General features: G+C 68.7%; 19 protein-coding genes. 9 read left to right on the forward strand and 10 right to left on the reverse strand.

Annotation, left to right across the window (positions count from 1 at the left end; all coding sequences use genetic code 11):
- Positions 1 to 6: 6 nt before the first annotated feature.
- Together G7A98_RS01565 and G7A98_RS01570 are read left to right on the forward strand one after the other, a co-directional pair.
- A complete protein-coding gene (locus G7A98_RS01565) occupies positions 7 to 1,155 on the forward strand; it encodes an HlyD family secretion protein (RefSeq protein ID WP_163647721.1) in 1,149 nt (382 codons plus the stop codon).
- 25 nt (positions 1,156 to 1,180) lie between these two features.
- Positions 1,181 to 2,365, forward strand: coding sequence for an MFS transporter (locus G7A98_RS01570; RefSeq protein ID WP_163647722.1), 1,185 nt, complete (start codon positions 1,181 to 1,183; stop codon positions 2,363 to 2,365).
- 62 nt (positions 2,366 to 2,427) lie between these two features.
- Here G7A98_RS01570 and G7A98_RS01575 read toward each other — a convergent pair whose 3' ends face one another.
- From G7A98_RS01575 to G7A98_RS01595, 5 genes are all read right to left on the reverse strand, one after another.
- A complete protein-coding gene (locus tag G7A98_RS01575; protein ID WP_163647723.1) occupies positions 2,428 to 3,990 on the reverse strand; it encodes an alkaline phosphatase D family protein in 1,563 nt (520 codons plus the stop codon).
- Positions 3,991 to 4,108: 118 nt separating this feature from the next.
- Positions 4,109 to 4,897 carry an OBAP family protein gene (locus tag G7A98_RS01580; protein WP_163647724.1) on the reverse strand — a complete coding sequence of 263 codons (789 nt, stop codon included), beginning with the start codon at positions 4,895 to 4,897 and terminating at the stop codon, positions 4,109 to 4,111.
- A gap of 116 nt (positions 4,898 to 5,013) precedes the next feature.
- The gene (locus tag G7A98_RS01585; RefSeq protein WP_163647725.1) at positions 5,014 to 5,637 is read right to left on the reverse strand and encodes a cyclodeaminase/cyclohydrolase family protein; all 624 of its coding nucleotides are present in this window, start codon (positions 5,635 to 5,637) and stop codon (positions 5,014 to 5,016) included.
- Between the two features lie 115 nt (positions 5,638 to 5,752).
- On the reverse strand, positions 5,753 to 6,463 hold the full coding sequence (locus G7A98_RS01590; protein WP_163647726.1) for a DUF3581 family protein: 711 nt from the start codon (positions 6,461 to 6,463) through the stop codon (positions 5,753 to 5,755).
- Between the two features lie 179 nt (positions 6,464 to 6,642).
- Positions 6,643 to 7,374: a glutathione S-transferase gene (locus G7A98_RS01595; protein WP_163647727.1), complete on the reverse strand. Its 732-nt coding sequence runs from the start codon at positions 7,372 to 7,374 to the stop codon at positions 6,643 to 6,645.
- A 220-nt stretch (positions 7,375 to 7,594) separates the two neighbouring features.
- Between G7A98_RS01595 and G7A98_RS01600 the strand changes: the two genes are divergently transcribed.
- A complete protein-coding gene (locus G7A98_RS01600) occupies positions 7,595 to 8,128 on the forward strand; it encodes an Hsp20/alpha crystallin family protein (RefSeq protein WP_163647728.1) in 534 nt (177 codons plus the stop codon).
- A gap of 45 nt (positions 8,129 to 8,173) precedes the next feature.
- On the opposite strand, the gene G7A98_RS01605 is transcribed toward G7A98_RS01600, so the two are convergent.
- Complete coding sequence (locus tag G7A98_RS01605; RefSeq protein ID WP_163647729.1) at positions 8,174 to 9,205, reverse strand: zinc-dependent alcohol dehydrogenase family protein; 1,032 nt, start codon at positions 9,203 to 9,205, stop codon at positions 8,174 to 8,176.
- 442 nt (positions 9,206 to 9,647) lie between these two features.
- Between G7A98_RS01605 and G7A98_RS01610 the strand changes: the two genes are divergently transcribed.
- Genes G7A98_RS01610 through G7A98_RS01625 form a run of 4 tightly spaced genes read left to right on the forward strand, consistent with a single transcriptional unit; the run spans position 9,648 to position 15,098 of the window.
- Positions 9,648 to 10,187, forward strand: coding sequence for a substrate-binding domain-containing protein (locus tag G7A98_RS01610; RefSeq protein WP_224415481.1), 540 nt, complete (start codon positions 9,648 to 9,650; stop codon positions 10,185 to 10,187).
- Positions 10,165 to 11,358, forward strand: coding sequence for a hypothetical protein (locus G7A98_RS01615; protein WP_240464647.1), 1,194 nt, complete (start codon positions 10,165 to 10,167; stop codon positions 11,356 to 11,358). Before G7A98_RS01610 ends, G7A98_RS01615 begins: the two co-directional genes overlap by 23 nt.
- A 40-nt stretch (positions 11,359 to 11,398) precedes the next feature.
- The gene (locus tag G7A98_RS01620) at positions 11,399 to 14,287 is read left to right on the forward strand and encodes an EAL domain-containing protein (protein ID WP_163647730.1); all 2,889 of its coding nucleotides are present in this window, start codon (positions 11,399 to 11,401) and stop codon (positions 14,285 to 14,287) included.
- A gap of 46 nt (positions 14,288 to 14,333) precedes the next feature.
- Positions 14,334 to 15,098, forward strand: a complete 765-nt coding sequence (locus G7A98_RS01625) for a PEP-CTERM/exosortase system-associated acyltransferase (RefSeq protein WP_163647731.1) — start codon at positions 14,334 to 14,336, stop codon at positions 15,096 to 15,098.
- 310 nt (positions 15,099 to 15,408) lie between these two features.
- Here G7A98_RS01625 and G7A98_RS01630 read toward each other — a convergent pair whose 3' ends face one another.
- Together G7A98_RS01630 and G7A98_RS01635 are read right to left on the reverse strand one after the other, a co-directional pair.
- On the reverse strand, positions 15,409 to 16,668 hold the full coding sequence (locus G7A98_RS01630; protein ID WP_163647732.1) for a hypothetical protein: 1,260 nt from the start codon (positions 16,666 to 16,668) through the stop codon (positions 15,409 to 15,411).
- A 181-nt stretch (positions 16,669 to 16,849) separates the two neighbouring features.
- Positions 16,850 to 17,323 carry a GNAT family N-acetyltransferase gene (locus tag G7A98_RS01635; protein WP_163647733.1) on the reverse strand — a complete coding sequence of 158 codons (474 nt, stop codon included), beginning with the start codon at positions 17,321 to 17,323 and terminating at the stop codon, positions 16,850 to 16,852.
- A gap of 113 nt (positions 17,324 to 17,436) precedes the next feature.
- Here G7A98_RS01635 and G7A98_RS01640 point away from each other — a divergent pair, with 113 nt between their 5' ends.
- Positions 17,437 to 18,993 carry a diguanylate cyclase gene (locus tag G7A98_RS01640; protein ID WP_163647734.1) on the forward strand — a complete coding sequence of 519 codons (1,557 nt, stop codon included), beginning with the start codon at positions 17,437 to 17,439 and terminating at the stop codon, positions 18,991 to 18,993.
- Here the strand turns inward: G7A98_RS01640 and G7A98_RS01645 are convergent.
- On the reverse strand, positions 18,901 to 19,827 hold the full coding sequence (locus G7A98_RS01645; protein WP_163647735.1) for a DUF808 domain-containing protein: 927 nt from the start codon (positions 19,825 to 19,827) through the stop codon (positions 18,901 to 18,903). The two genes, G7A98_RS01640 and G7A98_RS01645, sit on opposite strands and share 93 nt — an antisense overlap.
- A gap of 174 nt (positions 19,828 to 20,001) precedes the next feature.
- On the opposite strand from G7A98_RS01645, the gene G7A98_RS01650 reads away from it, so the two are divergent.
- Positions 20,002 to 20,961: an aldo/keto reductase gene (locus tag G7A98_RS01650; RefSeq protein ID WP_163647736.1), complete on the forward strand. Its 960-nt coding sequence runs from the start codon at positions 20,002 to 20,004 to the stop codon at positions 20,959 to 20,961.
- Between the two features lie 186 nt (positions 20,962 to 21,147).
- Here G7A98_RS01650 and astB read toward each other — a convergent pair whose 3' ends face one another.
- Positions 21,148 to 22,521, reverse strand: a complete 1,374-nt coding sequence (gene astB, locus G7A98_RS01655) for an N-succinylarginine dihydrolase (protein WP_163647737.1) — start codon at positions 22,519 to 22,521, stop codon at positions 21,148 to 21,150.

Raw genomic sequence — 22,521 nt, forward strand, 5'->3', positions numbered from 1 at the left:
GCCATCATGACATCGTCGACGTCGAATGCCGTTTCCCGCCGCCCCGGCAAGGTCACCAAGCTGACGCTGCTGGCCCTGGTGGTGCTGGCCGTGCTGGTCTGGGGGGGCTTTGCCATCCACCACCGGATGACCCACGTCAGCGCCCAGGATGCCCGGGTGATGGCCGACCAGGTCACCGTCAGCAGCCGCCTGGCAGGCTGGGTGACCGACTTCTCCATCATCGAGGGCGACCGCCTGGACAAGGGCGACACGGTGGCCCATCTCTACAGCCGCCCGGACGAGGAGAAGCTCAAGACCCTCGAGGCCGGGGTGGCCGCCATGCAGGCGCGGCTCGACTACCAGCGCGAGCGGCTCAAGCTCGCCGAGAAGCAGTTCAAGGGCGGCTTGAACATGACCCATCAGGAGCTGACCGCCAGCAAGGCCGCCATGGCCGCCGCCAAGGCCCGGCTGGTGCAGGCGCGCAAGGACTATCAGCGCTCCGACGCCCTGCTCGCCAAGCACTCGGTGTCGCAGCAGCAGCGTGACGCGGACTACTATGCGTATCTGGCGGCCCAGGCCGAGTATCGTCAGGCCAAGCAGGAAGTCGCGGTCAGCCAGGCCCAGGCCGACAACGCCGAGGTGGGCTTCACGCAGATGCCGCTGCCCAACCCCTCGGTGCTGCGCTCCCAGCTGAAGGTGGCCAGGCAGGAGCTGGCCCAGGCCCGGGCCAGGCTGTCGCAGGAAAAGCTGCGCATCGCCGACCTGACGGTGCCCAGCCCGATCGGCGGCGTGGTCAACAAGACGCTGGTCGATGCGGGCGAATACGTCAGTGCCGGTCAGCCGCTGCTGATGATGCACGATCCGGACAAGCTGTGGGTGGAGGCCAACATCAAGGAAACCGACATCGGCGAGCTGCGCGTCGGCCAGCCGGTCGACATCACCGTCGACGCCTACCCGGACCGGCCCTTCCACGACCACGTGACGGTCATCGGCCGCGCCGCCACCAGCCAGTTCGCGCTGCTGCCGGACCCCAACCCCTCCGGCAACTTCACCAAGATCACCCAGCGCATCCCGGTACGCATCGCCCTCGACGACGGGCCGGTCAAGCAGATCGGGCCCGGGATGATGGTCGAGGTGGACATCGACGTGAGCGGCGACGACACCCAGCACGGTTGAGGCGGAGACCAGCAACGTGACCGACATGCAAACACCCGGGACGGCCCTGCGTCCCAACGCCCTGCTGACCTTCGTTATGGCACTGGCCTGCGGGGTGGCGGTGGCCAACATCTACTATGCCCAGCCGCTGCTCGATACCCTGGCCCGGGATTTCTCGGTATCGCGCGGCACGGCGGGCATGATCATCACCATGACTCAGCTCGGCTACGCCACCGGCCTGGTGCTGCTGGTGCCGCTGGGCGACCTGCTCGAGCGCCGGCGGCTGATCGTCACGGTGTCGCTGGCCACCGCCGTCGCCCTGGCCGGCACCGCCCTGGCGCCCGGCATCGAGCTGTTCATTCTCTGTGCCCTGGCCACCGGCCTGACCGCCGTGGTGGCCCAGATCCTGGTGCCCTTCGCCGCACACCTGGCCGACGATGACCAGCGCGGCCGCGTGGTGGGCCGGGTGATGACCGGGCTGCTGCTGGGCATCCTGCTGGCGCGCACCGTGTCCGGCGGGCTCGCCGATGCGCTGGGTTGGCGGGCGGTCTACTGGCTGGCCGCCGGGGTGATGGTCTGCCAGGCACTGCTGCTGGCCCGCCTGCTGCCGCGCGAACCGGGCCAGACCTCACTGTCCTACGCGGCGCTGCTGGCCTCGGTGCTGACCCTGATGCGCGAGGAACCCCTGCTGCGCCGGCGCATCGTCTATGGCGCGGCCGGCTTCGCCGCCTTCAGCGCCTTCTGGACCACCCTGCCCTTCCTGCTGGCCCGACCGCCCTACGGCTACAGTGATTCCGTGATCGGGCTGTTCGGCCTGCTCGGCGCCGCCGGCGCGCTGTGCGCCAACGTCGCCGGCAGTCTTCACGATCGCGGCCTGTCGCGGGTCGGCACCGGCAGCTTCCTGAGTCTGATCACGCTGAGCTTCTGGGTCATGACCCTCTTCGCCCATGAGCTGGCGGCGATCGTGCTGGGCATCGTCCTGCTCGACATCGGCGTGCAGGGCAACCAGATCCTCAACCAGGGCGCCATCTACCAGATTCGCCCGGAAGCCCGCAGCCGCATCACCACCGCCTACATGACCTGCTACTTCCTGGGCGGCGCGCTGGGCTCGGCGGGCGCGGCCTGGCTCTACACCCTCGCCGGCTGGACCGGGGCCTGCGCGCTGGGCGCGGCGTTCGGGCTGATCGGCGTGCTGTTCTGGCTGACCGAGTGGCGCGAGCCAACGCGGTGACCCGCCACTCGACCATCGCCAGGCACCGCCGCCTGCGATTGTCGGGCGATGGCAGGCTGCCGTCAGGCCGGTGCGCGCTGCGGCTCCAGCATCTTCCGGTACAGCGCCGTGCCGTCCATGTCCTTGAGCGTCACGGTGAGCGCCTCGCTCTCGCCATCGAGATCGACCTGGCCGAAGAACTGGTAGCCCGCCGAGGGCGGCAGGTTGGACTGGCCGTCGGGCGGCGCCTTGCTGAACACCACCTCGGGGCCGAAGGTGGCATCGAGGGTATTGGGTCCGTAGGTGCCGGCGTTGAGCGGGCCGGTGACGAACTCCCAGAACGGCGCGAACTGCCGGAAGGCGGCACGCTCCGGCGCGTAGTGATGGGCGGCGGTGTAGTGGACGTCGGCAGTCAGCCACACCACGTTGCGGATGCCGTCGTCGCGGATCGCCTTGAGCAGCCGGGCCAGTTCCAGCTCGCGCCCCAGCGGCTGGCCGTCGTCGCCATTGGCCACCGCGTCGAAATTATCGCCATCCGGCACGTTCAGGCCGATCGGCATGTCGGCGGCGATCACCTTCCAGGTCGCGGTGGACTCCCTGAGCGCCCGACGCAGCCAGGCGAACTGGGTCTCGCCGAGAAAGGCCGTGTCGTCGGAGGCGGTGTCCTGACGATTGTGGCTGTTGGGGCCGCGGTAGCTGCGCATGTCGAGCATGAACACCTCGAGCCCGGGGCCATAGGCGAAGCGCCGGTAGATGCGCTGCGGCGCGTCGGGCGCCAGCCGGATCGGCGCATACTCGAGAAAGGCCCGGCGGGCGCGGGCGGCGAGCAGCGAGACGTTCGTCTCGGTGTAGCGCGGGTCGTCGAGGATCTCGCCCGGATACCAGTTGTTGAGGGTCGCGTGGTCGTCCCACTGGGCCAGCATCGGCACCTCGGCGGTGAAACGCCGATAGTTGACATCGAGTCGGTTGTAGGCGTGCTGCCCCCGGTACTCGGCCAGGGTCTCGGCGACCTTGCGCTTGGCCGGGGTGACCCGGTTGCGCCAGAGCTCGCCACCGCCGAGGTCCACCGTTTCCTCGAGCGGCCCGTCGGCGTAGACGCTGTCGCCGGAGTGGATGAAGAAGTCCGGTTGCTGGCGGCGCATGGTCTCGAAGATGCGCATGCCGCCGCGCGACTCGTCGATGCCCCAGCCCTGGCCGACCACGTCGCCAGACCACACGAAGCGCACGTCGCGCGGCTGGCGTGGCGGCAGGCGCAACCGGCCGGTCACCGGCTCGCTGACGGCGCGCTCATCGCCCAGCGCGGCGAAGCGCAGCCGATAGTGCAGCGTGTCCCGGCCGCCCAGCCCGGTGGCATCGACCTTGCCGATCAGGTCGGTGTCCGGCAGCACGTCCAGCGACGGCAGCGTCCGGGCACCGCGGAACTCGGGATTGTCGGCCACCTCGAGCCACATCCGTGCCGGGCGGTCCGCCTGGCCCCAGAGCATCGCCCGATCGTCGAGCATGTCGCCGCTCATCGCGCCGGACACCACCTGCGGCCGCCGCGCCTCGGCCATCACGATCGCCGGGGCGCCGAGCAGGCTGCCGCCCAGCACCCCGAGTCCCAGGCGCGAGCCCCGGGCGAGAAAGTCTCTGCGAGTCAAGGTCATGTCGCGTTCTCCTCCGTGTCGTAACGCTGACCGGAGTATCCACGACGCAGATGACAGCCCGGGGACCGCGCGATGACGATCCCGTCACGTGCTGACTACCGGCCCGGCCGACCCGTACTCACCGCTTGAAAGGGCGATCTTCCAGCGTGGTCTGCACGATACGCCCGCTCTCCCAACTGTTGGCTCCGGGTGCCACCACCGGTTCGGGGATATCGCTGCGCTTCTGGCGCCGCCAGTCGGTCGAGATGCCCAGCCGCCGGTCACGAGCCGCCACCAGCGCAGGATCGGCCTGCCCGTCCCCGGTGAAGCCCATCATCAGCTGCGGCACGCCGTAGGGAAAATCGTCGCGATCGTACTGCCAAGTGTGGAAGGTCTTGCCGTAGGTGGTGACCAGATCCTCGAAGTAGGCATGCTCGGCCATCTCGGGAATACCCGGCGCCACCAGCAGGCCCGACTTCACCTCGTAGTGATGGCTGTGCCAGAGGCGCTTCTCCTCCTCGGGCAGGGCGCGAAAGCGCGCCTCGCTGATGATGTACTCGATGCCGATCAGCCGCGCGTCGGGCCGGTTGGAATCGAAGATCACGCACTGGTGCAGGTCCGGCTCGAGATGGCTGCAGAAGTGCGAAGCCTCGACCTGACGCCCCATGTCGTCGGCATACATGTGAAAGCCGTTGAGGTAGGTGCTCATGGCCTCCAGCGGAATCTTGCGCTGCAGGGTGCTGGAGGCGGCGTCGAGCAGGCGATGCTTGCGCGGATGGCCCCGGCTCAGCCGCGCGGTGGTGGCGGCCCTGCGCCCCGCCAGCACACCGGCCGCCGCGGCCACGCCGGCCACCAGCCCCAGGCCGATGGCGCCCGCCGCGCCGAGGGAAGAACAATGCGAACAATGCCTGCCGTGATGGAGTGACATGACTGGCTCCTTGCCATGGGTGAAGGTCTTCCCTGGAGCGGCACTTTCATGACGACGCCGCTCACTCCTCACCAGCGTAGTCACTCATTCGGGCCTTGCCCGTCAGGTCTGTCCTGTCACCGGGCGCCCTGCCGCAGCAGCTCGTCGCGGCAGCGATCGGCGGCGTCCTGCAGATCATCTCGCGTACGGGTCAGCGCCTCGCGCTCGGTGTCGTCATCGAGACTCGCCAGATTGGCGTCGACACCGAGCAGCAGCGCGCTCAGCCCCGAGTGCAGCATCAAGGCGCCGGCGCGGGTATCGCTCTGCAGGTTGGCATCGGTGAGCGCCAGGACCTCGACGCTCAGGGCCAGGCCTTCGCGACAGACCCGCGCGGCTCCCAGCGGCACGGCATTGGCCCGCTCGGCGGCGTGGGCGATGGCCCGCTCACGCCGCTCGCCTGCGGCCTCGTCGTCGTGGGGCAGCCTCACGGCCGCCAGATAGGCCTCGAAGGCGTTGACGTCCTCGTCGGCGTAGTCGCCGAGCCGGGCCAGCAGCGCGTCGGCGCGCTCGATCGCCCGGTGCATGGCGTCCGGCGCATCGTCGTGCTTGCCCCGGGTGATGCGCAGCCCCTTGAGCACCAGCGCCAGCCCGAGCCCTGCCGAGGCCGCCGCGGCGGCACCGCAGCCCGGCGTGGAGCGCGATTCGATGGCATCGCGAAAGCCCGCCAGCGTCATGTCCCAGAGACTGGACGATACGGTCATGACGTTTCCCTCCTGATGGATGGCCGTTCGGGACCCGTGGTGCAGCCCTCCACCATAGCAGCGACTGCCCCGGCCGGGGCGAGGGACCCCGACAAGCCGTCTTCAGAGCACGCCGTCAGGACGCCTCGTATTGCGCCTTGCGCCGGTTGAAGGCCTCGACGAATTCGTCCATCACCGTCGCGTCGTAGGGCTGCAGCCCGCTGACCACCAGCTTCTTGGCGCCGGTGCCGATCGGCTCGCCGCCGGCGGTCATGCGGAAGGCCAGGCGGGCCTCGCCGCGCTTGCCCTGGACCTCGAACGAGGCCCCGTCGAACTCCACCGCCAGGCTGGCATCGGGCAAGGCGTCGAGAGTGAAACCCATGCTGTCGTAGATCACCAGCGGCCGCCGGGGGTTGAACATCACGCCGTTTTCCTCCAGCAGGGGCTTGAGGAAATGCGGGAAATTGCGCCCGGAAAAGGCGATGTAGCGGCGGGTGAAGGCCTCGATGGCGACGTCATCGTGGCTGATGGCACCGCCACGCTCGACCACCAGGAACGCCTTGCCGGCGGCATCGACCACCTGCAGCGTGCCATCGTCGTGTTCCTCGACCGCCAGCGGAACGTCGTCGCCGACCATGCCGCGGAAGTGGAAGGTCATGCGTTGAGAGAGCCCGTGACGCGCCAGCACCAGCGCGAAGAGCAGGTCACCGGGAACGCAGAAGCGTCGCGCTTTTGCATCATGGAGGGGGTTGTAGTCACCGGCCATCTGCTTGGCGAAGCGGCTCGCCTGCGCGGCGGTGATACGGATCCAGCCTTCCGCCACCGTATGGAAATCGTCGAGAAACATGCCAGTCCTGATACCTTGAAAGCCCGGAGCCCGAGGGGATGCTCGGCGAGTCATGGATTGGCGTTGTTGTGCGCGACCCGGCCGACCTACGCTGGCGTTCTACCATCGTTGGGCGGTCCGTGGCCAGTCGGGGCGCGAAAAAACCGCAGGGGTACTTCCGCACCGCCGGGTTGCTCCGGCTAGGTCGGCGGTGGCGAGTCCAGCTCGGGGTAGTGGCGAAAGATGCCCTGCTCGCTGAACGGCAGCCGGCGCTCGGAACTCAGGTAGGCGGCGATGCGCTCGCGGCGGGCGACCCGGCTGACCAGCGCGGCGATGCCCGGGTGATTGGGCATCGCGCCCTCCATGGCCCGCGGAAAGGCATAACGCAGGCCACTGACGACCTGGAACAGCGACAGGTCGACATAGCTGTGCCCGCCCTCCACCAGGCAGTCGTCGCTGCCGGGATTCTGCGCGATCACCTGCTCGAAATAGCCGAGGAAGCGGGGAAGGCGTGATTCGAGGAACGCCTCGGCGCGCGCCTGGGCGGTATCGCGCTGCGCCTCGTAGTAGTCGTCGGAACTGATCGGGTGGTGGACATCGTGGATCTCGGCGACGAAGTCGGTCACGGTGAGCTGAAGCCCGTGGGCCCAGAGCCGGATCGCGTCACCCTCGGGCACCAGCCCCAACCGCGGCCCCAGGAACTGCAGGATGTTGGCCACGTGGGAGACGAGGATCTCGCCGGCCCTGAGAAACGGCGGCGCGAACGGCGGGTAGAGCGTGCTCTCGCCGTCCAGGAACTCGCTGATCTCGGTGATACCGGCATCCGAGGCGTTGCCCACGTCGATATAGTCGGCACCGGCATCCTCGAGCGCCAGACGCACGAACTCGCCGCGCCCCTGAATGGTCGGCCAGTAGTAGAGCTCGTAGCGCATGTCACCTCCTGCAGCCTGCTGCTCCCGGATCGCCTCCTCAAGGTAGCAGAGCCTTGCGCCCTGTCATCTTCCGCCGCGATTCACCGGCCGCCACGACCGAGTCTTGACGCCCATCAAGCCACCTCCCTGCGTCCCGTGACTATCTTTTATCCGCAAGCCGGCAAGGGCTTGTTCACACCGTTCACCTTTTCCGGATCGCCACCATGGCGGGAGGGTCATCATGGCCAAGCCAAGCAGTGACACGAGCAACGTCAGCGAGATGAAGGAAGCCACGCCCGCACGCGAGTCATCGCCCACGCCGCGCTCGAGTGGCCAGGCACTCACCCCCTTCGAGGAGTTCGACCACATGCTGGAGCGCTTCTTCGATCGTGGCTGGATGCGTCCGCTGTTCCGGGAACGCCAGGCCTGGGACCGCTTCGACCTTGCCGCCCCGCGGGCACCGCGGGTCGACCTCATCGAACGCGACAACGAATTCGTGCTGCGTGCCGAGATCCCCGGCATCTCGCGCGACGAGCTGGACGTGTCGATCAGTGACAATCGAGTCACCATCAAGGGCGAGCACAAGAGCACCGAGGAGGAGGAAAACGGCGAGTTCTATCGCAGCGAGATCGCCCAGTCGTCCTTCGCTCGCACGCTGACCCTGCCCGGTGACATCGATGCCGACAACGCCAGCGCCTCCTTCAAGGACGGCATGCTGGAACTGGTCCTTCCCAAGCTGCGGGAAGCCCGTCGCCGGCGCCTCGACATCCAGTGATTCACGCCGCGCCGGGCCTGACGGTCCGGCGCGGCAGTGGCGCAATCAGGAACCGATTCGCAGTACCTTGGCCCCGCGCACCGCGCGGGTCTTGAGTTCGAGAAGCGCCTGGTTGGCGTCCTCCAGGTCGAAGCAGCGCACCGTGGGCCGCAGGCCGATCTCCGCGGCCAGCGCCAGGCACTCGACGATATCCCGCCGCGTGACGTTGGCCACCGACTGCAGGGACTTTTCCCGCCAGAGATGCGTCGGGTAATCCAGCCCCAGCAGGGCCTCGAGATCGCGGCGTTCCTTGCGAATCGCATTGACCACCAGCCGCCCGCCCGGCGCCAGATACTCGAGCGCGGCGACGATCGGTTCCCAGGCCGGGGTCGTGTCGATGATGGCCGCCGGCGGGCGCGGCGGCCGCTCATGGGTATGTCCGGTCCAGTGTGCCCCCAGCTGTCGGGCGAACTCCCGCTCCGCGGCGTTGCGCGCGAAGACGTACAGCGGCGAATCCGGATAGCGATGCCGGGCCATCTGCAGCACCAGATGGGCACTGCCGCCGAAGCCGGTCAGGCCCAGCGGTTCGCCGTTGTCGAGCGCCGCCAGACGCAGGGCACGGTAGCCGATGGCCCCCGCGCACAGCAGCGGCGCCGCTTCGGCGGCATCCAGCGTCTCCGGCATCGGGCAGGCGAAGCGCGCATCCACCACCATCCGCTGGGCATAGCCGCCGTCGACATCGCACCCGGTGGCCGTGTACTCGGGGCACAGGTTCTCGCGCCCTTCCCGACACGCCGGACAGTCGCCGCAGGCCGAGGCGATCCAGCCGACGCCGACGCGCTCATTGAGCCGCCGACGATCCACGCCCTCGCCGACGCCGATGATGCGCCCCACGACCTGATGTCCCGGAATGACGGGCAGATGCGGCGGCGGCAACCGCCCCTCGATCTCGTCGAGCTCGGTGTGACAGACACCGCAGACCGCCACCTCGATGAGCACCTGACCCGGGCCGGGGCTCGGCTCCGGCACCTCGCGACACACGAGGAGCGCCCCCCGGCGGGACACACTACCGAGCTGTTGCAGTTGCATCGCGCGCATGGCGGCCTCCCGAAGGTTCGCTCCCGACTCGCCGAGTCTAGTCAGGCCCGCCGTGACGCGCGTTGACCCGCGTCATGCTCTGGCGACGCCGACCCTCGTTGCCGCTCCCGTCAGCCGGGGCGGCCGCGCCTGTTAACCCATGTGATTTTTTTTATCCACAGCACTTCATAATATTGCCGACACCCCCTTATCTTGTCATCCTCTAGCCTCCCGACTGAGAAAAGCCGTTACCCGGCGAAGGGGAAACTCAATACAAAAACCCTGAAGTTTACTTAACCATTTTCATAAAAAATGTCGGGGCATTCAGCAGGCCTTTTCTTCAGCAATCCGGATAAAAAACCTGTGCTGATGACGAATTCCCGGGACACGCTAGTATGAAAAAAGTACCTGGGCGGGAGCAGCACGTGACGACGACACGACGATGGGGCGACGGAATCGCGGCATGACCTCGAGACGGGCAGGGAGCACACGACACGCCATTTCCGCCGCGCGGCAAGCGGCCGGATATCGCGCCGACCGCGTTCTCCCCGATTCTCGCCACCTGCCGGTCGGCCGAGGGCGCGCCTGGTGGTGGCTGTGGCTGTGGCTGTTCTGGCTGCCCGGGGGCGTGGCCGGCGCGGACGAGGTGGTGGTGATCGCCAATCCGGATGTCGAGATAGACACCCTCTCCCACGACATGGCCCGCGCCATCTTCGCCATGCGCCAGCGCACCTGGCCGGACGGCCGCAGCGTCGACGTCTACGTGCTGCCGGGCGATCACCCCGTGCACAAGCGTTTCGTCAAGTCACGGCTCAACGTCTACCCCCATCAGCTGCAACTGGCCTGGGACCGCGCCGTCTTCTCGGGCACCGGGCAGGCACCGCATCAGGCCGACGATCAGCAGACCATGCTGCACCAGGTGGCCACGACCCCCGGCGCCATCGGCTATCTCGAACGCGACCACCTGGAGGACAGCGTGCATGTCATATCGCTGGCGAACTGAACGCCGCATCGCGGGACTGCTGCTGGCCCTGGCCGGCGCCCTGCCCTCCGCGTCCCGCGCCGGTGACGTCATGGACACCTTTCAGGTGCACGGCTTTCTCAGCCAGGCCTGGCTGATCAGCGACGACAACGACCTCTTCGGCCCCAGCAGCCAGGGCGGCGGCAGCTTCGACTACACCGAACTCGGCCTCAACCTGTCCCTGCGTCCGCGTCGCGATGTGCTCGTCTCGGCCCAGTGGCTCAGCCGCCGCAACGGCGATGGCGATGCCAGCCCCGTGCTGGACCATGGCGTGGTGGACTACCAGGCCTTCTCCAGCCGCGACCGGCGCCTGGGCATTCAGCTGGGCCGCTTCAAGAATCCCTTCGGCTTCTACAACCAGACCCGGGACGTGGCCTTCACCCGCCCCAGCATCCTGCTGCCCCAGTCGATCTACTTCGAGAGAACCCGCTCGCTGGCACTGGCCGCCGACGGTGTCTCGCTCTACGACGAGGAATACCTGGACGCCGGCACCCTGCGCTTCCAGGCCGGCATCGGGCAGCCGCAGACCGGCAACGACCTCGACGCGACCCTGGGGCTCGCCGACTGGCCGGGCTCCTTCGACGGCCGGACCTCCTATATCGGCCAGGTGCTGTTCGAGGACGACGGCGGCCACTGGGTCACCGCGCTGAGCGCCGCCGATGTTCGCGCCGGCTACGAGCATGGCACGGCCGCGCTCGACGATGGCCGCTTCCACTTCCAGCCGTGGATCGTCTCGGTGCAGTACAACGACGCGTTCTGGAGCCTGACCGCGGAGTACGCGCTGCGCCGCATCGCGCTCGATGGCTTCGCCAACCCGGCCTACAACGCCAGCCAGGTCGGCGAGAGCTGGTATGTGCAGTACACCCGACGCTTCGCCGACGACTGGCAGTGGCTGTTGCGCTACGACAGCCTGGTCAGCGACCGCGACGACCGCGACGGCTCGGCCTTCGCCGCCGCCCGCGGCGGGCCGGCCTATGCGCGCTACGCCCGCGACACCACCGGTGGCCTGCGCTGGCAGCCCACCCCGCGCTTCATGCTGGCCGCGGAGTGGCACCACATCGAGGGCACGGCCTGGCTGCCCGCCACCGCCACCTCGCCGCCCCCGGCCAAGTACTGGAACCTGCTGCTGTTTCAGGCCTCCTTGCGTTTCTGAACCGAGACACGCCTCGTGAACCCGATGGACGATGCAGCCCATGCGACACCGAACCGCTAGCGACGACCGCCCCCGCTTCAGCCTGACCTGGCGCGCCATCGTGCTGTCCAGCCTGCTGCTGCTGGGTATCGCCTCGCTGTTCACGTTCATCGGCCACAAGAGCCTGACCGACCAGTTTCGCCAGTCCCGCGAGACCATCTACCAGGCCCGCCAGCGCGAATACCGCCTGACGACGACCAAGTCCGCCGGTACCCTGGCCCAGCTGGCGAGCCTGGCGGCGGCGTCGGACAATCTGGGCGGCGCCGTGCGCTCCGGCAGCCCGACCCGGGTATCGCTGGCCATCGACCCCTTCTGGCCCACGCTGCAGCTGGATGTCGGCGTCGACGCGCTGAGCGTGCTCGATGCCCGGGGCACCCTGCTCGGCCAGCGTGGCCAGCCGCTGCCCGGCGACGATCCCCCGCTGGCGGAGTGGACCCGCACCGTCATGCAGGACGAGCAGCCGCTGACCCAGCTGCGCTGCGTGCGCGACTGTCGTCAGTATGCCGTGGTGCCGGTGCTGTCACGCGGGACGAGCGTGGGCGTGGTGGTACTCTCGCGTTCGCTGGCCGACCTGACCCGTGTCGCGCAGCACATGAGCGAAGGCGACGTGGCCCTGCTGGTCAGCGGGCCACCGCGGCTGATCGTCTCGCCGCAGGCGTCGCTGTACCCTCACCCGGATCGCTACCTGTCGCCCTGGCAGGGCGCGCTGCTCACCCTGACCAACCAGGAGCGCAGCATGCCGGTGCTGCGCGAGGCCGCCAACCGCATACCGCTGTCGCGCCTGACGGATCGCCCCTGGACCTTCGAGCAGGGCGAGCGGACCTACGAGCTCACGGCGTTCGGCCTGGACGACGCCGCCCGCTTCCCCTCCACCGGCTATCTGGTGATGCTCTCCGACATCACCCCGCAGGTCCGTGCCATCCGTCGCGACACCCGCCACATCCTGGGCCTGGCGCTGGTCGGCTGGCTGGCGGCCGAGGCCCTGCTGCTGCTGATCCTGTGGCGCCCCATGGCCCGCCTGCGCCTGCTGGCCACCCTGCTGCCCCGTCTGGCGCGGCGCGACTTCACCCGGGTCCGCGAGGCCCTGCCGCCCGGGGGGCGCCTGTATACCGACGAGATCGACACCCTCGAACGCACCACGCTGCAGTTGGCCGAGCAGCTGGAAACCCTCGAGCACACCGTCTCCAGCCGCGACCGGGAGCTGACCCAGCGTCTGAGCGAGCTGAGCCAGGAGCGCGACTTCGTCGCCGGGCTGCTGGATACCGCGCACGTGCTGATCCTCACCCAGGACGCCCGCGGTCGCATCACCCTGGTCAACCACTTCGCCGAAACCCTCTCGGGACGCCCGCGGGAAGAACTGCTGGGCCAGCCGTTCTCGGCCTGCTTCCGGGTCGCCCAGTCTCCCGACACGCTGGCGTGCCCCGGCCAGGAAGAGGGCACGCTGGTCACCCCCGACGACGAGCGGCGCACCATCGCCTGGTTTCATGCGCCCCTGCCCGGCGAGGGGCAGGCAGCCGGCACCCTGATTTCGGTGGGGCTGGACATCACCGACCGCAAGCATGCCGAGGAGCGCCTGTCCTGGCTGGCGCACCGTGACCCGCTGACCAACCTCTACAACCGCCGCTACTTCCAGGAATCCCTCGAGAAGGCCCTGGTCCCCGAGGCCCGGGGCGCCGTGCTGTTCATCGACCTCGACCAGTTCAAGGAGGTCAACGAGCTCAGCGGCCACAACGCCGGCGATCAGCTGCTCAAGCTGGTCGCCGAGGCGCTGTCGCGGGAGCTCGGCGGCGAGGCGGTCATCGCCCGACTGGGCGGCGACGAGTTCTCGATTCTGCTCAAGAACGCCGAGGAGGCCCAGGCCGGCCACGTGGCCCGACGCATCATCCAGGTGCTCGAGATGATCGACTTCTCGGTCGCCGGGCGCCGCCATCGGGCCATGGGCAGCATCGGCATCGCGCTCTATCCCGAGCACGGGCTGACCCCCACCGACCTGATGGCGAGCGCCGACCTGGCCATGTACAAGGCCAAGGAAAACGGCAGCCAGCGCTGGCATCAGCTGTCAATGGTGCACCGCTCGCGGGAGGAGCTGCAGCAGCGCGTCTACTGGGTGGAACGCATCCGCCAGGCGCTGCGCGACGACGACTTCGAGCTGGTCCTGCAGCCCATCCTGCATCTCGCCGACAACAGCGTCCGCCACTACGAGGCCCTGCTGCGCATGCACGGCGACAACGGCAACCCGGTGATGCCCGGTCTGTTCATCCCCATCGCCGAGCGCAGCGGGCAGATCGTCGAGCTCGACCGCTGGGTGCTGCGTCACGGCCTGAAGCTGCTGGCCCGGCTGCAGCGGCGCGGCATCAGCCTGGCGGTCAACCTGTCCGGCCAGTCGCTCCACGACCCGGAGCTGACCGGCTTCCTCGCCGACGCCCTGGCGGCCTCCGGCGCCGACCCGCGGCGGCTCATCCTCGAGGTCACCGAAACCGCCGCGGTCACCGACTTCGCCACCGCCCGCGGGGTCCTGCAGGGCATCCGCGAGCTGGGCTGCCGGACGGCACTCGACGACTTCGGGGTCGGCTTCAGCAGCTTCCACTACCTGGGTCAACTGCCCGCCGACTACATCAAGATCGACGGCTCGTTCATCCAGAAGCTGATCGACAGCCCCGAGGACCGCCTGATCGTCAAGGCCATCGCCGACATCGCCAACGGCTTCGGCAAGCGCACTATCGCCGAGTTCGTCGATCGCGAAAGCATGCTGCCGCTGCTCGCCGCCTACGGCATCACCTATGCCCAGGGCTTCTACATCGGCCGCCCCATGGCGGTGGCGGACGTCATCGATGTCGACCGCTCCCCGGCGACCGAGTACGTGCAGGGCGGTTCGGAAGACTCACCATAATCACAACCAACCGGGGCTCATCGCCCCTTCCTGAAAGGGACTTGTCGTGAATGCACTGGATCGTTTCGAGGCCACGTTTGATTTCCACCTAGCCACTACCTCCGTCCTGCGGGAACGGGCCTATGCCCTGCGTCATGCCGTCTTTCGCCGGGAACTCGATTACCGGATGCACGAGGACCCGGAGGCTCGCCTCGAGTACGACGACCACGATACGGCCTCCCTGATCGTGCTGCTCGAGCATCGCGCGAGCGGCATCCCGGCGGGCTGCGTACGCCTGGTACCGTCCCTGACCGAGGGCCCCGAGCCATTGCGCCGCCTGCCCCTGGAGGCACACTGCCGGGACAGCCTGACGCACCCCGTGCTGCATCCAGATTACCTGCCGCGCGATCGTCTCTGCGAAATCTCTCGTCTGGCCATCTCCCCGGTCTTCCGCCACCGCGCCGAGACACGTGACCACTCCGCCGCCCCCTCGCTGTTCCCGGCCGAGGAGCGCGCCGGCTTTGCGCTGATCGGCGTCGGCCTGTTTCTGGCGGCGACGGCGCTGGTCGGCCTGGCCGGCCGGCACCATGTCTTCGCCATGATGCAGCACCGCCTGCCGCGGCGGCTGGCAATCCACGGCCTGCGCTTCACCTGCGTCGGCGAGCCCGTGACCTTCCACGGCCTGCGCCGCGCCTACTACATCGATCAGCGCCAGGCGGTCAGCGAGCTGCCGCCCGAGCTGCGGGCCCTCTACTCGCGCATCGAGGCAACGCTGACGCATCAGACCCGGGTGCCGGCCCCTCACCGGGCCGGTCTTTCATCGGAAATATGACCCTCTCGTCGTGCTCGCCGAGGGCAGCGGGCCAGGCCCTTCAGGAATACGCCCCGGGAAGTCAATTCCCGGGGCGATAGAGGCGGCTAGATGTGGTCTCTCGGTAGGTTGTTCATCCGCAGTCTGGCCGTGGGAGCGACTTCAGTCGCGATGAGCGCGCCACCGAGACACCGCTGTCGGGGATGAATCCCCTCCCGCAAGCTCCCTTCAGGGCGGGGATCCCCCTTCCGGCAGGCCGGTCAGCTTGGATTACTACCCTCCAGATCAGCCGGCGGGGCCTTTCCGTGAACAACCTGATGGGTTTACACCGCTAGAGTGAACCTTCGGCAGCCAGGATATCCGTCAACCCCGTGGTGCCGACCAGCTTGATCGAGAAGTCACCATCGCTGAGAAAGCCCGTTCTCCTGCCCTCCGTATCCCCGAGAATACGCGTGCTGTCGTCGGTCTCGAAGGCCACGTAGGCGCCCCCATTCTCGCCCGAGACCTCGATTGCCTGGTGCTCGGCATTCATCAACGCGTCTCGGTCCCAGTTTTGGGTATCGGGCTCGATCACCTTCACATCGCCGAACTCGCCGCTGATCACGTCCAGGCTATCCTCGCCGACATCGAACCCCGTGATCTCATCGGCGGCATAGTAGTTGGACTTCCCGGCCATGTTCAGCGTATCGGCGCCCTCGCCCAGGAAAACATGCTCCCAGACGTAGGTCTGGCCCGAGAAGGTCAGGCCGCCCGTCAATGACGACGCGTCGATATTCTCGAAGCCCCGCCCGGTATCTTCATAGCTGACGGCGCCATTGCCCGAGAGCGTCAGGGTGCCCAATTCGTACGGGATAGGGCCACCAATCTCCTCGCTGGTCGGCTCGACGACCAGCTCGAGGGTTTCGTCCGGATCCACATGCCCGCCCGGTCCGGAGAAATCCGTGACGATATCGACCGCCTGCCCCGCCTCGCGGAGCACCAGGGGCTCATCCTCGCCGTCGAGGCTTCCGTTCAAGGCGGTGACGGTCTGCTCGTTGCCCAGGTTGAGCAGGGTTGCGCCGTTGTCGAGGATGATGTCGCCGACCTCGCTGAAGTCGCTGGCATCGGCCATCACGTGGCTGGTGAAGCGCAGGGTATCGATACCCTCGAGCCGGCCCTCGAAGGTCGAGGCGTCCAGCGTTCCCGATTCGTCGATGACCAGCGTGCCCGACGGATCACCGCCTGCCTGGCCGTTGTCGCGGCCAGCCCCCGTCGACGGGGATCCCGTCGGCTTCGGGCCGGCGTGCTCGTCGGCCGGCCGGGTTTCCAGCATCTGGTTGACGGCAGACCGGACGGGCTCGCCGCCATGGGCATCAGCCGCCACGGACGCCACGATCCGCCCCGGCGGATCGAGATCGTCCGGCCCGTGATGCAGGCCTCGTCCGGCCGCGCCCCGAGCCATGTCGGCGTGCCCGGCGAAGGCCGTCACGTCGTCGTTTCGGACATCCCGGGTGATACCGGCGGCCGGGTCGATCAGGGAGCCATCGCCCCGGTCCGACAGGCCGGTGTAAGGCGCGGCACGGAACGGCTTGCCCATCATCTGGATTCCCATGAGTCTCTCCTTGGCTGTTGGGACATGGCAGGGTCGGGCTACAGGTCCTTTCCTGCGCTCAAGGCCGCCCGACCTTTGGCAAAACTATCATCCTGAAGCCTGCCGAATATACGGATACGCAGTGCCATTCGAGACATCGCCGACCTCTGGGCATGACGCCCTCTCGAGTCGCCGGTGCCACTCATCCCAGGCTCCGCGCCATCAGCGTCACGGTTTCGCCGCGATAGTCGACGCTCTCGAACGCCAGCCAGCCCAGCCGTCGGTACAGCGCCTGCCGATCGGGCGTGTAGAGATACAGTGTCGCCACCCCCGCCTCCCGCGCTTCGCGCTCGACATGTTTCACCAGGGCCGAGGCGATGCCGTGCCGACGCCACTCGGGATGGACGAACACCGAGGCGAGCCAGGGTGTCAGCTCGGGCCGGGAGGGCATGTCGTCGATGATCAGGCTCGCCGTGCCCACCGGCGTCTCGCCGGCCAGGGCCACGAACACCGACGGCACCCCGGCCTCGCCGCATTCACTGTGGGTCTCGGCCAGCCGTTCGGCAGGACTGCGCGTCGGGTCGAGATGCCCCCAGGTCGCGTGAGTCCAGCGCGCCACGGTGGCGACATGGGGCGAGTCGGGCAGCAGGCGCTGCAGGGTCCAGACGGTATTCATGGTTCCTCGCGGGTCGATAACGGCGACCGCCGACATTGGCAAGCGTCGACCGGCCTCTTAGACTTCCATGAACAACGACCAACAACAATCGCCTGCGCCGCGGAACCCACCCGATGAACAACACCACCGAACTGCTCGCGGCCCTTTCGCAAGGGGGACGGGCCCTGGCGGAAACGGCCCGATTCACCGATGGCGTCCAGCAGCTGCTGGCCCGCATCGGCGAGGCCACGGGGGCCAGCCGGGTCTGGATCTTCCAGTTGATCGACCTTCAGGACGACGCCATCGTTCAGGACTATGTGTTCGAGTGGTCGGCCGGACCGCGCTTCCGCCAGCTGACCCAGCGCCGCTTCCGCTTCTTCGCCACCCTGTTCGACGACCCGCAGTTCCTGACGCTGGTCGATCAACGCCGGCGCGGCCAGAGCCAGAGCACCATCACCGCCGCGCTGCCGCCCGGGTCGCTGCGCGACAACCTCGAAAGCCAGTCGATCCGGTCGATGGCGACGGTGCCGATTCTGGTCAACGGCCAGTGGTGGGGCACGCTGGGCATCGATGACTGCGAGCGCGCCGTCGACTGGAAGGGCCCGGGGCTCGACGCGCTCGGTCTGGCGGCCGAGCTGATCGCCTCCGGCATCTACCGGCAGCAGCTTTCCAGCCGCTCCTCCCAGCTGGAGCTGTTCCACAAGGTCACGGACTGCGGCGTGTGGGAGCTGGACCTCGTCAGCGGCGCCCCCTGGTGCTCACAGGGGCTGCGGCGACGCCTCGGCTACCCCGAGACCTACCCGCACGTGCCGTTGCGGCGTCTGCTGGAGGGCATCCTCGAGGCGGACCGCGCCGCCCTGTTCCGGCAGCTGCGCCAGGCCCTGCACGACCGCTCGAGCCACTGCCGCCAGGACGCCCGGGTGCGAACCGCCGGCGGCGAGTACGCCTGGAGCGAGATCGTTGCCGACATCACCTACGACGAGCAGGCCCGGCCGCTGAGCATCGCCGGGCTGCTGATCGACATCAGCCAGCGCAAGCGGCAGGAAGAGCAGGCGCTGATCGCCTCTCACCACGATGCGCTTACCGGCCTGCTCAACCGGCGCGGTCTCGACCGACGCTTTGCCGAGCTGGCGCCCCGCGATCCGACCGATGACCGCGCCCCCCACCTGCTGCTGCTCGACATCGATCATTTCAAGCCGGTCAACGACCGCCACGGGCACCCCGCGGGCGATCAGCTGCTGCGGCTGCTGACCCGGCGGCTGCGCCAGCAGCTGCGGCAGGAAGACGCCCTCGCCCGTATCGGCGGCGAGGAATTCGCCATCCTCACCACCGCGATGACCACCGCCCAGGCCCGCGACCTCGCCGAGCGCATCCGCCGCGCCATCGCCGGGCATCCCTTCACGCTGAGCGTACCGGACACGAAGACGCCGCTGACGCTGTCGATCACGCTGAGCATCGGGCTGGTCGTGCTGCCTGCCGTGACCGACCCGCACGGCTGCCAGGCGGATGCCGTCGCCCGGGCCGATCGGGCGCTCTACGCCGCCAAGCACCACGGCCGCAACCGCGTGGTGGTGGCCGACGCCTGCCCGACCGAAGGCTCAGCCGCCCCGCCGCCGCAGGTGCTGGACGAGAGTCACCCCGGCCAGCACCAGCGCGCCGGCCGCCAGCCCGATCGCCAGATTGAACAGTGACGGGCCGAGGCCATGAATCAGGGCGTCGAGGCCGGGCACGCCGAGTTCGGCCTCGGCCGCCCCCTCCACGAGGTGATGCAGCAGCGGCACGCCGTGGCTCAGGATGCCGCCGCCGACCAGGAACATCGCCAGGGTACCGACCACCGACAGCCCCTTCATCAGCCAGGGCGCTCCGGCCAGCAGGCCGCGCCCCAGCGACGCCGCCGCGCCGTTGCGACGACTGAGATACAGCCCCAGGTCGTCGATCTTGACGATACCGGCGACCAGCCCGTAGACCCCCGCCGTCATCAGAATGCCGATGCCCGTCAGCACCGCGATCTGCTGGGTCAGCGTCGCCCCGGCCACGGTGCCCAGGGTGATCACGATGATCTCCGCGGAGAGGATGAAGTCGGTGCGTATCGCGCCCTTGATGCGGTCGCGCTCGAAGGCGCGCATGTCCACCGTGGCATCGGCCATCGCCGCGAGCCGCCGGCGATGTTCCTCGGTGTCGTCGGCGCGATGCAGGAACCTGTGGGCGAGCTTCTCGGCACCCTCGAAGCACAGGTAGGCGCCGCCGAGCATCAGCAGCAGCGTCACCGCCCAGGGCACGACGGCGCTGATCAGCAGGGCCGCGGGAATCAGGATCAGCTTGTTGCGCAGCGACCCCACGGCCACCGCCCAGACCACCGGCAGCTCGCGGTCGGCGTTGACGCCGGTGACCTGCTGGGCGTTGAGGGCGAGGTCGTCGCCGAGCACGCCGGCGGTCTTCTTCGCCGCCACCTTGGTCATCAGCGACACGTCGTCGAGCAGGGTGGCGATGTCATCGATCAGGGTAAGCAGATTGCTGCCGGCCACGGTGGCTCCTCCCGCCAGGATTTTCCGCCAGCTTACCGGCAAGCGCCATCCCCTGTCCCGCGCCCTCGCCCCGGTCGCTGTCACCTCGGGCCCGGGTCGACTATGCTGACGGCGAGACGATCACTTAGCCTGCTCACGAGACGTCGTGACGGCCCGATACACGAGGAAGCAACGATGGAATTACGCCCGCTCGGCAACAGCGGCCTGAAAACCGCCCCGCTGATCTTCGGCGGCAACGTCTTCGGCTGGACGCTCGACGAGCGCGAGTCGTTCGCGATGATCGACGCCTGGCTGGACGCCGGCTTCAACGCCATCGACACCGCCGATGTCTATTCGCGCTGGGTGGACGGCCACGCCGGCGGCGAATCCGAGACCGTGCTGGGCCGCTACTTCAAGGCCCGCGGCAACCGCGACAGGGTGCTGCTGGCGACCAAGGTCGGCAAGCCCATGGGCGACGGCGAGCAGGGCCTGTCGAAAGCCTACATCATGCGCGCCGTCGAGGCCTCGCTGAAGCGCCTGCAGACCGACGTCATCGATCTCTACCAGTCCCACGACGACGACGCCGACACCCCGCTCGAGGAGACCCTCGAGGCCTATCAGCGGCTCATCGAACAGGGCAAGGTCCGCGCCATCGGCGCCTCGAACTACCGGGCACATCGCCTCGACGAGGCCCTCACGGTCGCCGAGCGCAACGACCTGCCGCGCTACGAGACCCTGCAGCCCTTCTACAACCTCTATGACCGCAGCGACTACGAGGCCCGGCTGGCCCCGCTGTGCGAGGAGCGCAACGTCGGCGTGATTCCCTACTTCGCGCTGGCCAGCGGGTTTCTCACCGGCAAGTATCACGACCGCGAGGACGCCCGCGGCACGCCCCGCGAGGCCTTTCTCGACAAGTACTTCGACGAGCGCGGGATGCGCATCCTCGACGCTCTCGACGACGTCGCCCGGCGGCTCGACACCACCCCGGCGAGCGTCTCGCTGGCCTGGCTGATGACCCGCCCCGCGGTCACCGCGCCGATCGCCAGCGCCACCTCGCAGCGCCAGCTGGAGGCCATGATCGCCGCCACCCGGCTGACCCTGGACAAGGACGCCCTGCGCCGCCTGGAGGAGGCCAGCAACCCCTTCCAGGCGTGAGGCCGCACCCATGAACAGTCCTCCAGCCCCCGGCGGGCTGGAGTGGGAGCGACTTCAGTCGCGGTGCATCCCCCACCGAGCCACCGCCATCGGGGATGAATCCCTCCCACAGGACCCGGCCTCGAGCACAGCGGCTTCACCGTGGGAGCGACTTCAGTCGCGACACCGCGGCCTCGGTGCCAGCCGCTACAGCTGGAACGGATAGACGCTGCCGATCTCGAGCAGCCGCGTCAGCTCGTCGAGCGCGGTGAGCGTCTCCTCGGCGAGCTGCGGGTCGGCGAGATCGGCCGGGGTCAGGGTGTCGCGATAGTGACGCTCGACCCAGGCGACGAGATCGCCGTAGAGCGCGTCGTCGAGCAGCACCCGCCCGGACAGCCCGGCGCGCTCGGCGGCGTCGAGCACCACCCGCAGCCGCAGACAGGCCGGGCCGCCGCCGTTGCGCATGCTCTGCTTGACGTCCTTGACCACCACCTCGCCGATCGGGTTGTGGCCAGCCAGCAGCAGGTCCTGGATGGTCCGCCACACCGCCTCGTTCTCCTGACACTCGCCGGGCACCACCAGGGTCATCGTCCCGCTGCCGTCGGGGTCGGAGAGCAGCTGCGAATTGAACAGGTACGAGCTCACCGCGTCGTCGAGGCTCACCGCCTCGCCGGGCACGCGCACCGGGATCAGCGGCGAGGCCATCTTGCGGCGCAGCTCGTCGAGCGTGCCTTGCTCGTCGAGAAACGCCATCTCGTGATAGAGCAGCACCGGGCCGTTGCCCACCGCGATCACGTCGTTGTGGAAGACGCCGGCATCGATGGCGTCGGGATGCTGCTGAGCGAACACCACCTGCGTGGCGTCGAGGCCGTGCTGGCGGGCCACCGCCTGACTGGCTTCCAGGGTCTGGCGGGCCGGGAAGCGCTGGGGCTCGCGGCTCGCCGGCCCCTCGCCGGGAAACGCCCGACGCCCGTAGACGTAGAGATGCACGCCCGGCTCGCCGTGATCGCTGCACAGCCGGGTATGGTTGGCCGCGCCCTCGTCGGAGAACGCCGGGGTCGCCGGCAGCGCCGGGTGATGGGCGAAGCGCGCCTCGTCGCGGAAGATCGCCGCCAGCACACGGCCGGTGGTCCGCGGCTCGAGGAAGCGGTGGAAGCTCGACTGCAGGTTGGCCGGGGTGACGTGCACCCGGCCGTCCGGCGCGTCACGGCTCGGCGTCACCGTGGCGGCGTTGGCCGTCCACATCGACGACGCCGAACACACCGCGCGCAGGATCTGCGGCGCCTCGCGGGCGGCGCGCTCGAGCACCTGAGCGTTGCTGCCGGAGAAGCCCAGATCGCGCAGCGCGCCGAGGTCGGGGCGCTGCTGAGGGGGCAGTACCCCCTGGGCGTAGCCCGCCTCGTGCAGGGCCTTCATCTTGGCCAGGCCCTGCAACGCCGCTTCCTTCGGGCTGGAAGCCAGGCCGCCATGGCGCATCGATGCCACGTTGCCGTGGGCCAGCCCGGCGTAGTTGTGGGTGGGCCCGACCAGGCCGTCGAAGTTGACCTCGCGGGCGTCGGCCCGCGGTGTGGAGTCGCTCAT

It is taken from the genome of Modicisalibacter sp. 'Wilcox' (assembly GCF_010993675.1).
Classification (GTDB): domain Bacteria; phylum Pseudomonadota; class Gammaproteobacteria; order Pseudomonadales; family Halomonadaceae; genus Modicisalibacter; species Modicisalibacter tunisiensis.

What these genes read in the sequence shown, in the direction of transcription:
- G7A98_RS01575 (WP_163647723.1), bottom strand. Translation starts at nt 3,990, where the DNA reads ATGACCTTGACTCGCAGAGACTTTCTCGCCCGGGGCTCGCGCCTGGGA.
- G7A98_RS01570 (WP_163647722.1), top strand. Translation starts at nt 1,181, where the DNA reads ATGCAAACACCCGGGACGGCCCTGCGTCCCAACGCCCTGCTGACCTTC.
- G7A98_RS01615 (WP_240464647.1), top strand. Translation starts at nt 10,165, where the DNA reads ATGTCATATCGCTGGCGAACTGAACGCCGCATCGCGGGACTGCTGCTG.
- G7A98_RS01610 (WP_224415481.1), top strand. Translation starts at nt 9,648, where the DNA reads ATGACCTCGAGACGGGCAGGGAGCACACGACACGCCATTTCCGCCGCG.
- G7A98_RS01650 (WP_163647736.1), top strand. Translation starts at nt 20,002, where the DNA reads ATGGAATTACGCCCGCTCGGCAACAGCGGCCTGAAAACCGCCCCGCTG.
- G7A98_RS01580 (WP_163647724.1), bottom strand. Translation starts at nt 4,897, where the DNA reads ATGTCACTCCATCACGGCAGGCATTGTTCGCATTGTTCTTCCCTCGGC.
- G7A98_RS01630 (WP_163647732.1), bottom strand. Translation starts at nt 16,668, where the DNA reads ATGGGAATCCAGATGATGGGCAAGCCGTTCCGTGCCGCGCCTTACACC.
- G7A98_RS01565 (WP_163647721.1), top strand. Translation starts at nt 7, where the DNA reads ATGACATCGTCGACGTCGAATGCCGTTTCCCGCCGCCCCGGCAAGGTC.
- G7A98_RS01600 (WP_163647728.1), top strand. Translation starts at nt 7,595, where the DNA reads ATGGCCAAGCCAAGCAGTGACACGAGCAACGTCAGCGAGATGAAGGAA.
- G7A98_RS01585 (WP_163647725.1), bottom strand. Translation starts at nt 5,637, where the DNA reads ATGACCGTATCGTCCAGTCTCTGGGACATGACGCTGGCGGGCTTTCGC.
- astB (WP_163647737.1), bottom strand. Translation starts at nt 22,521, where the DNA reads ATGAGCGACTCCACACCGCGGGCCGACGCCCGCGAGGTCAACTTCGAC.
- G7A98_RS01590 (WP_163647726.1), bottom strand. Translation starts at nt 6,463, where the DNA reads ATGTTTCTCGACGATTTCCATACGGTGGCGGAAGGCTGGATCCGTATC.
- G7A98_RS01620 (WP_163647730.1), top strand. Translation starts at nt 11,399, where the DNA reads ATGCGACACCGAACCGCTAGCGACGACCGCCCCCGCTTCAGCCTGACC.
- G7A98_RS01635 (WP_163647733.1), bottom strand. Translation starts at nt 17,323, where the DNA reads ATGAATACCGTCTGGACCCTGCAGCGCCTGCTGCCCGACTCGCCCCAT.
- G7A98_RS01640 (WP_163647734.1), top strand. Translation starts at nt 17,437, where the DNA reads ATGAACAACACCACCGAACTGCTCGCGGCCCTTTCGCAAGGGGGACGG.
- G7A98_RS01595 (WP_163647727.1), bottom strand. Translation starts at nt 7,374, where the DNA reads ATGCGCTACGAGCTCTACTACTGGCCGACCATTCAGGGGCGCGGCGAG.
- G7A98_RS01605 (WP_163647729.1), bottom strand. Translation starts at nt 9,205, where the DNA reads ATGCGCGCGATGCAACTGCAACAGCTCGGTAGTGTGTCCCGCCGGGGG.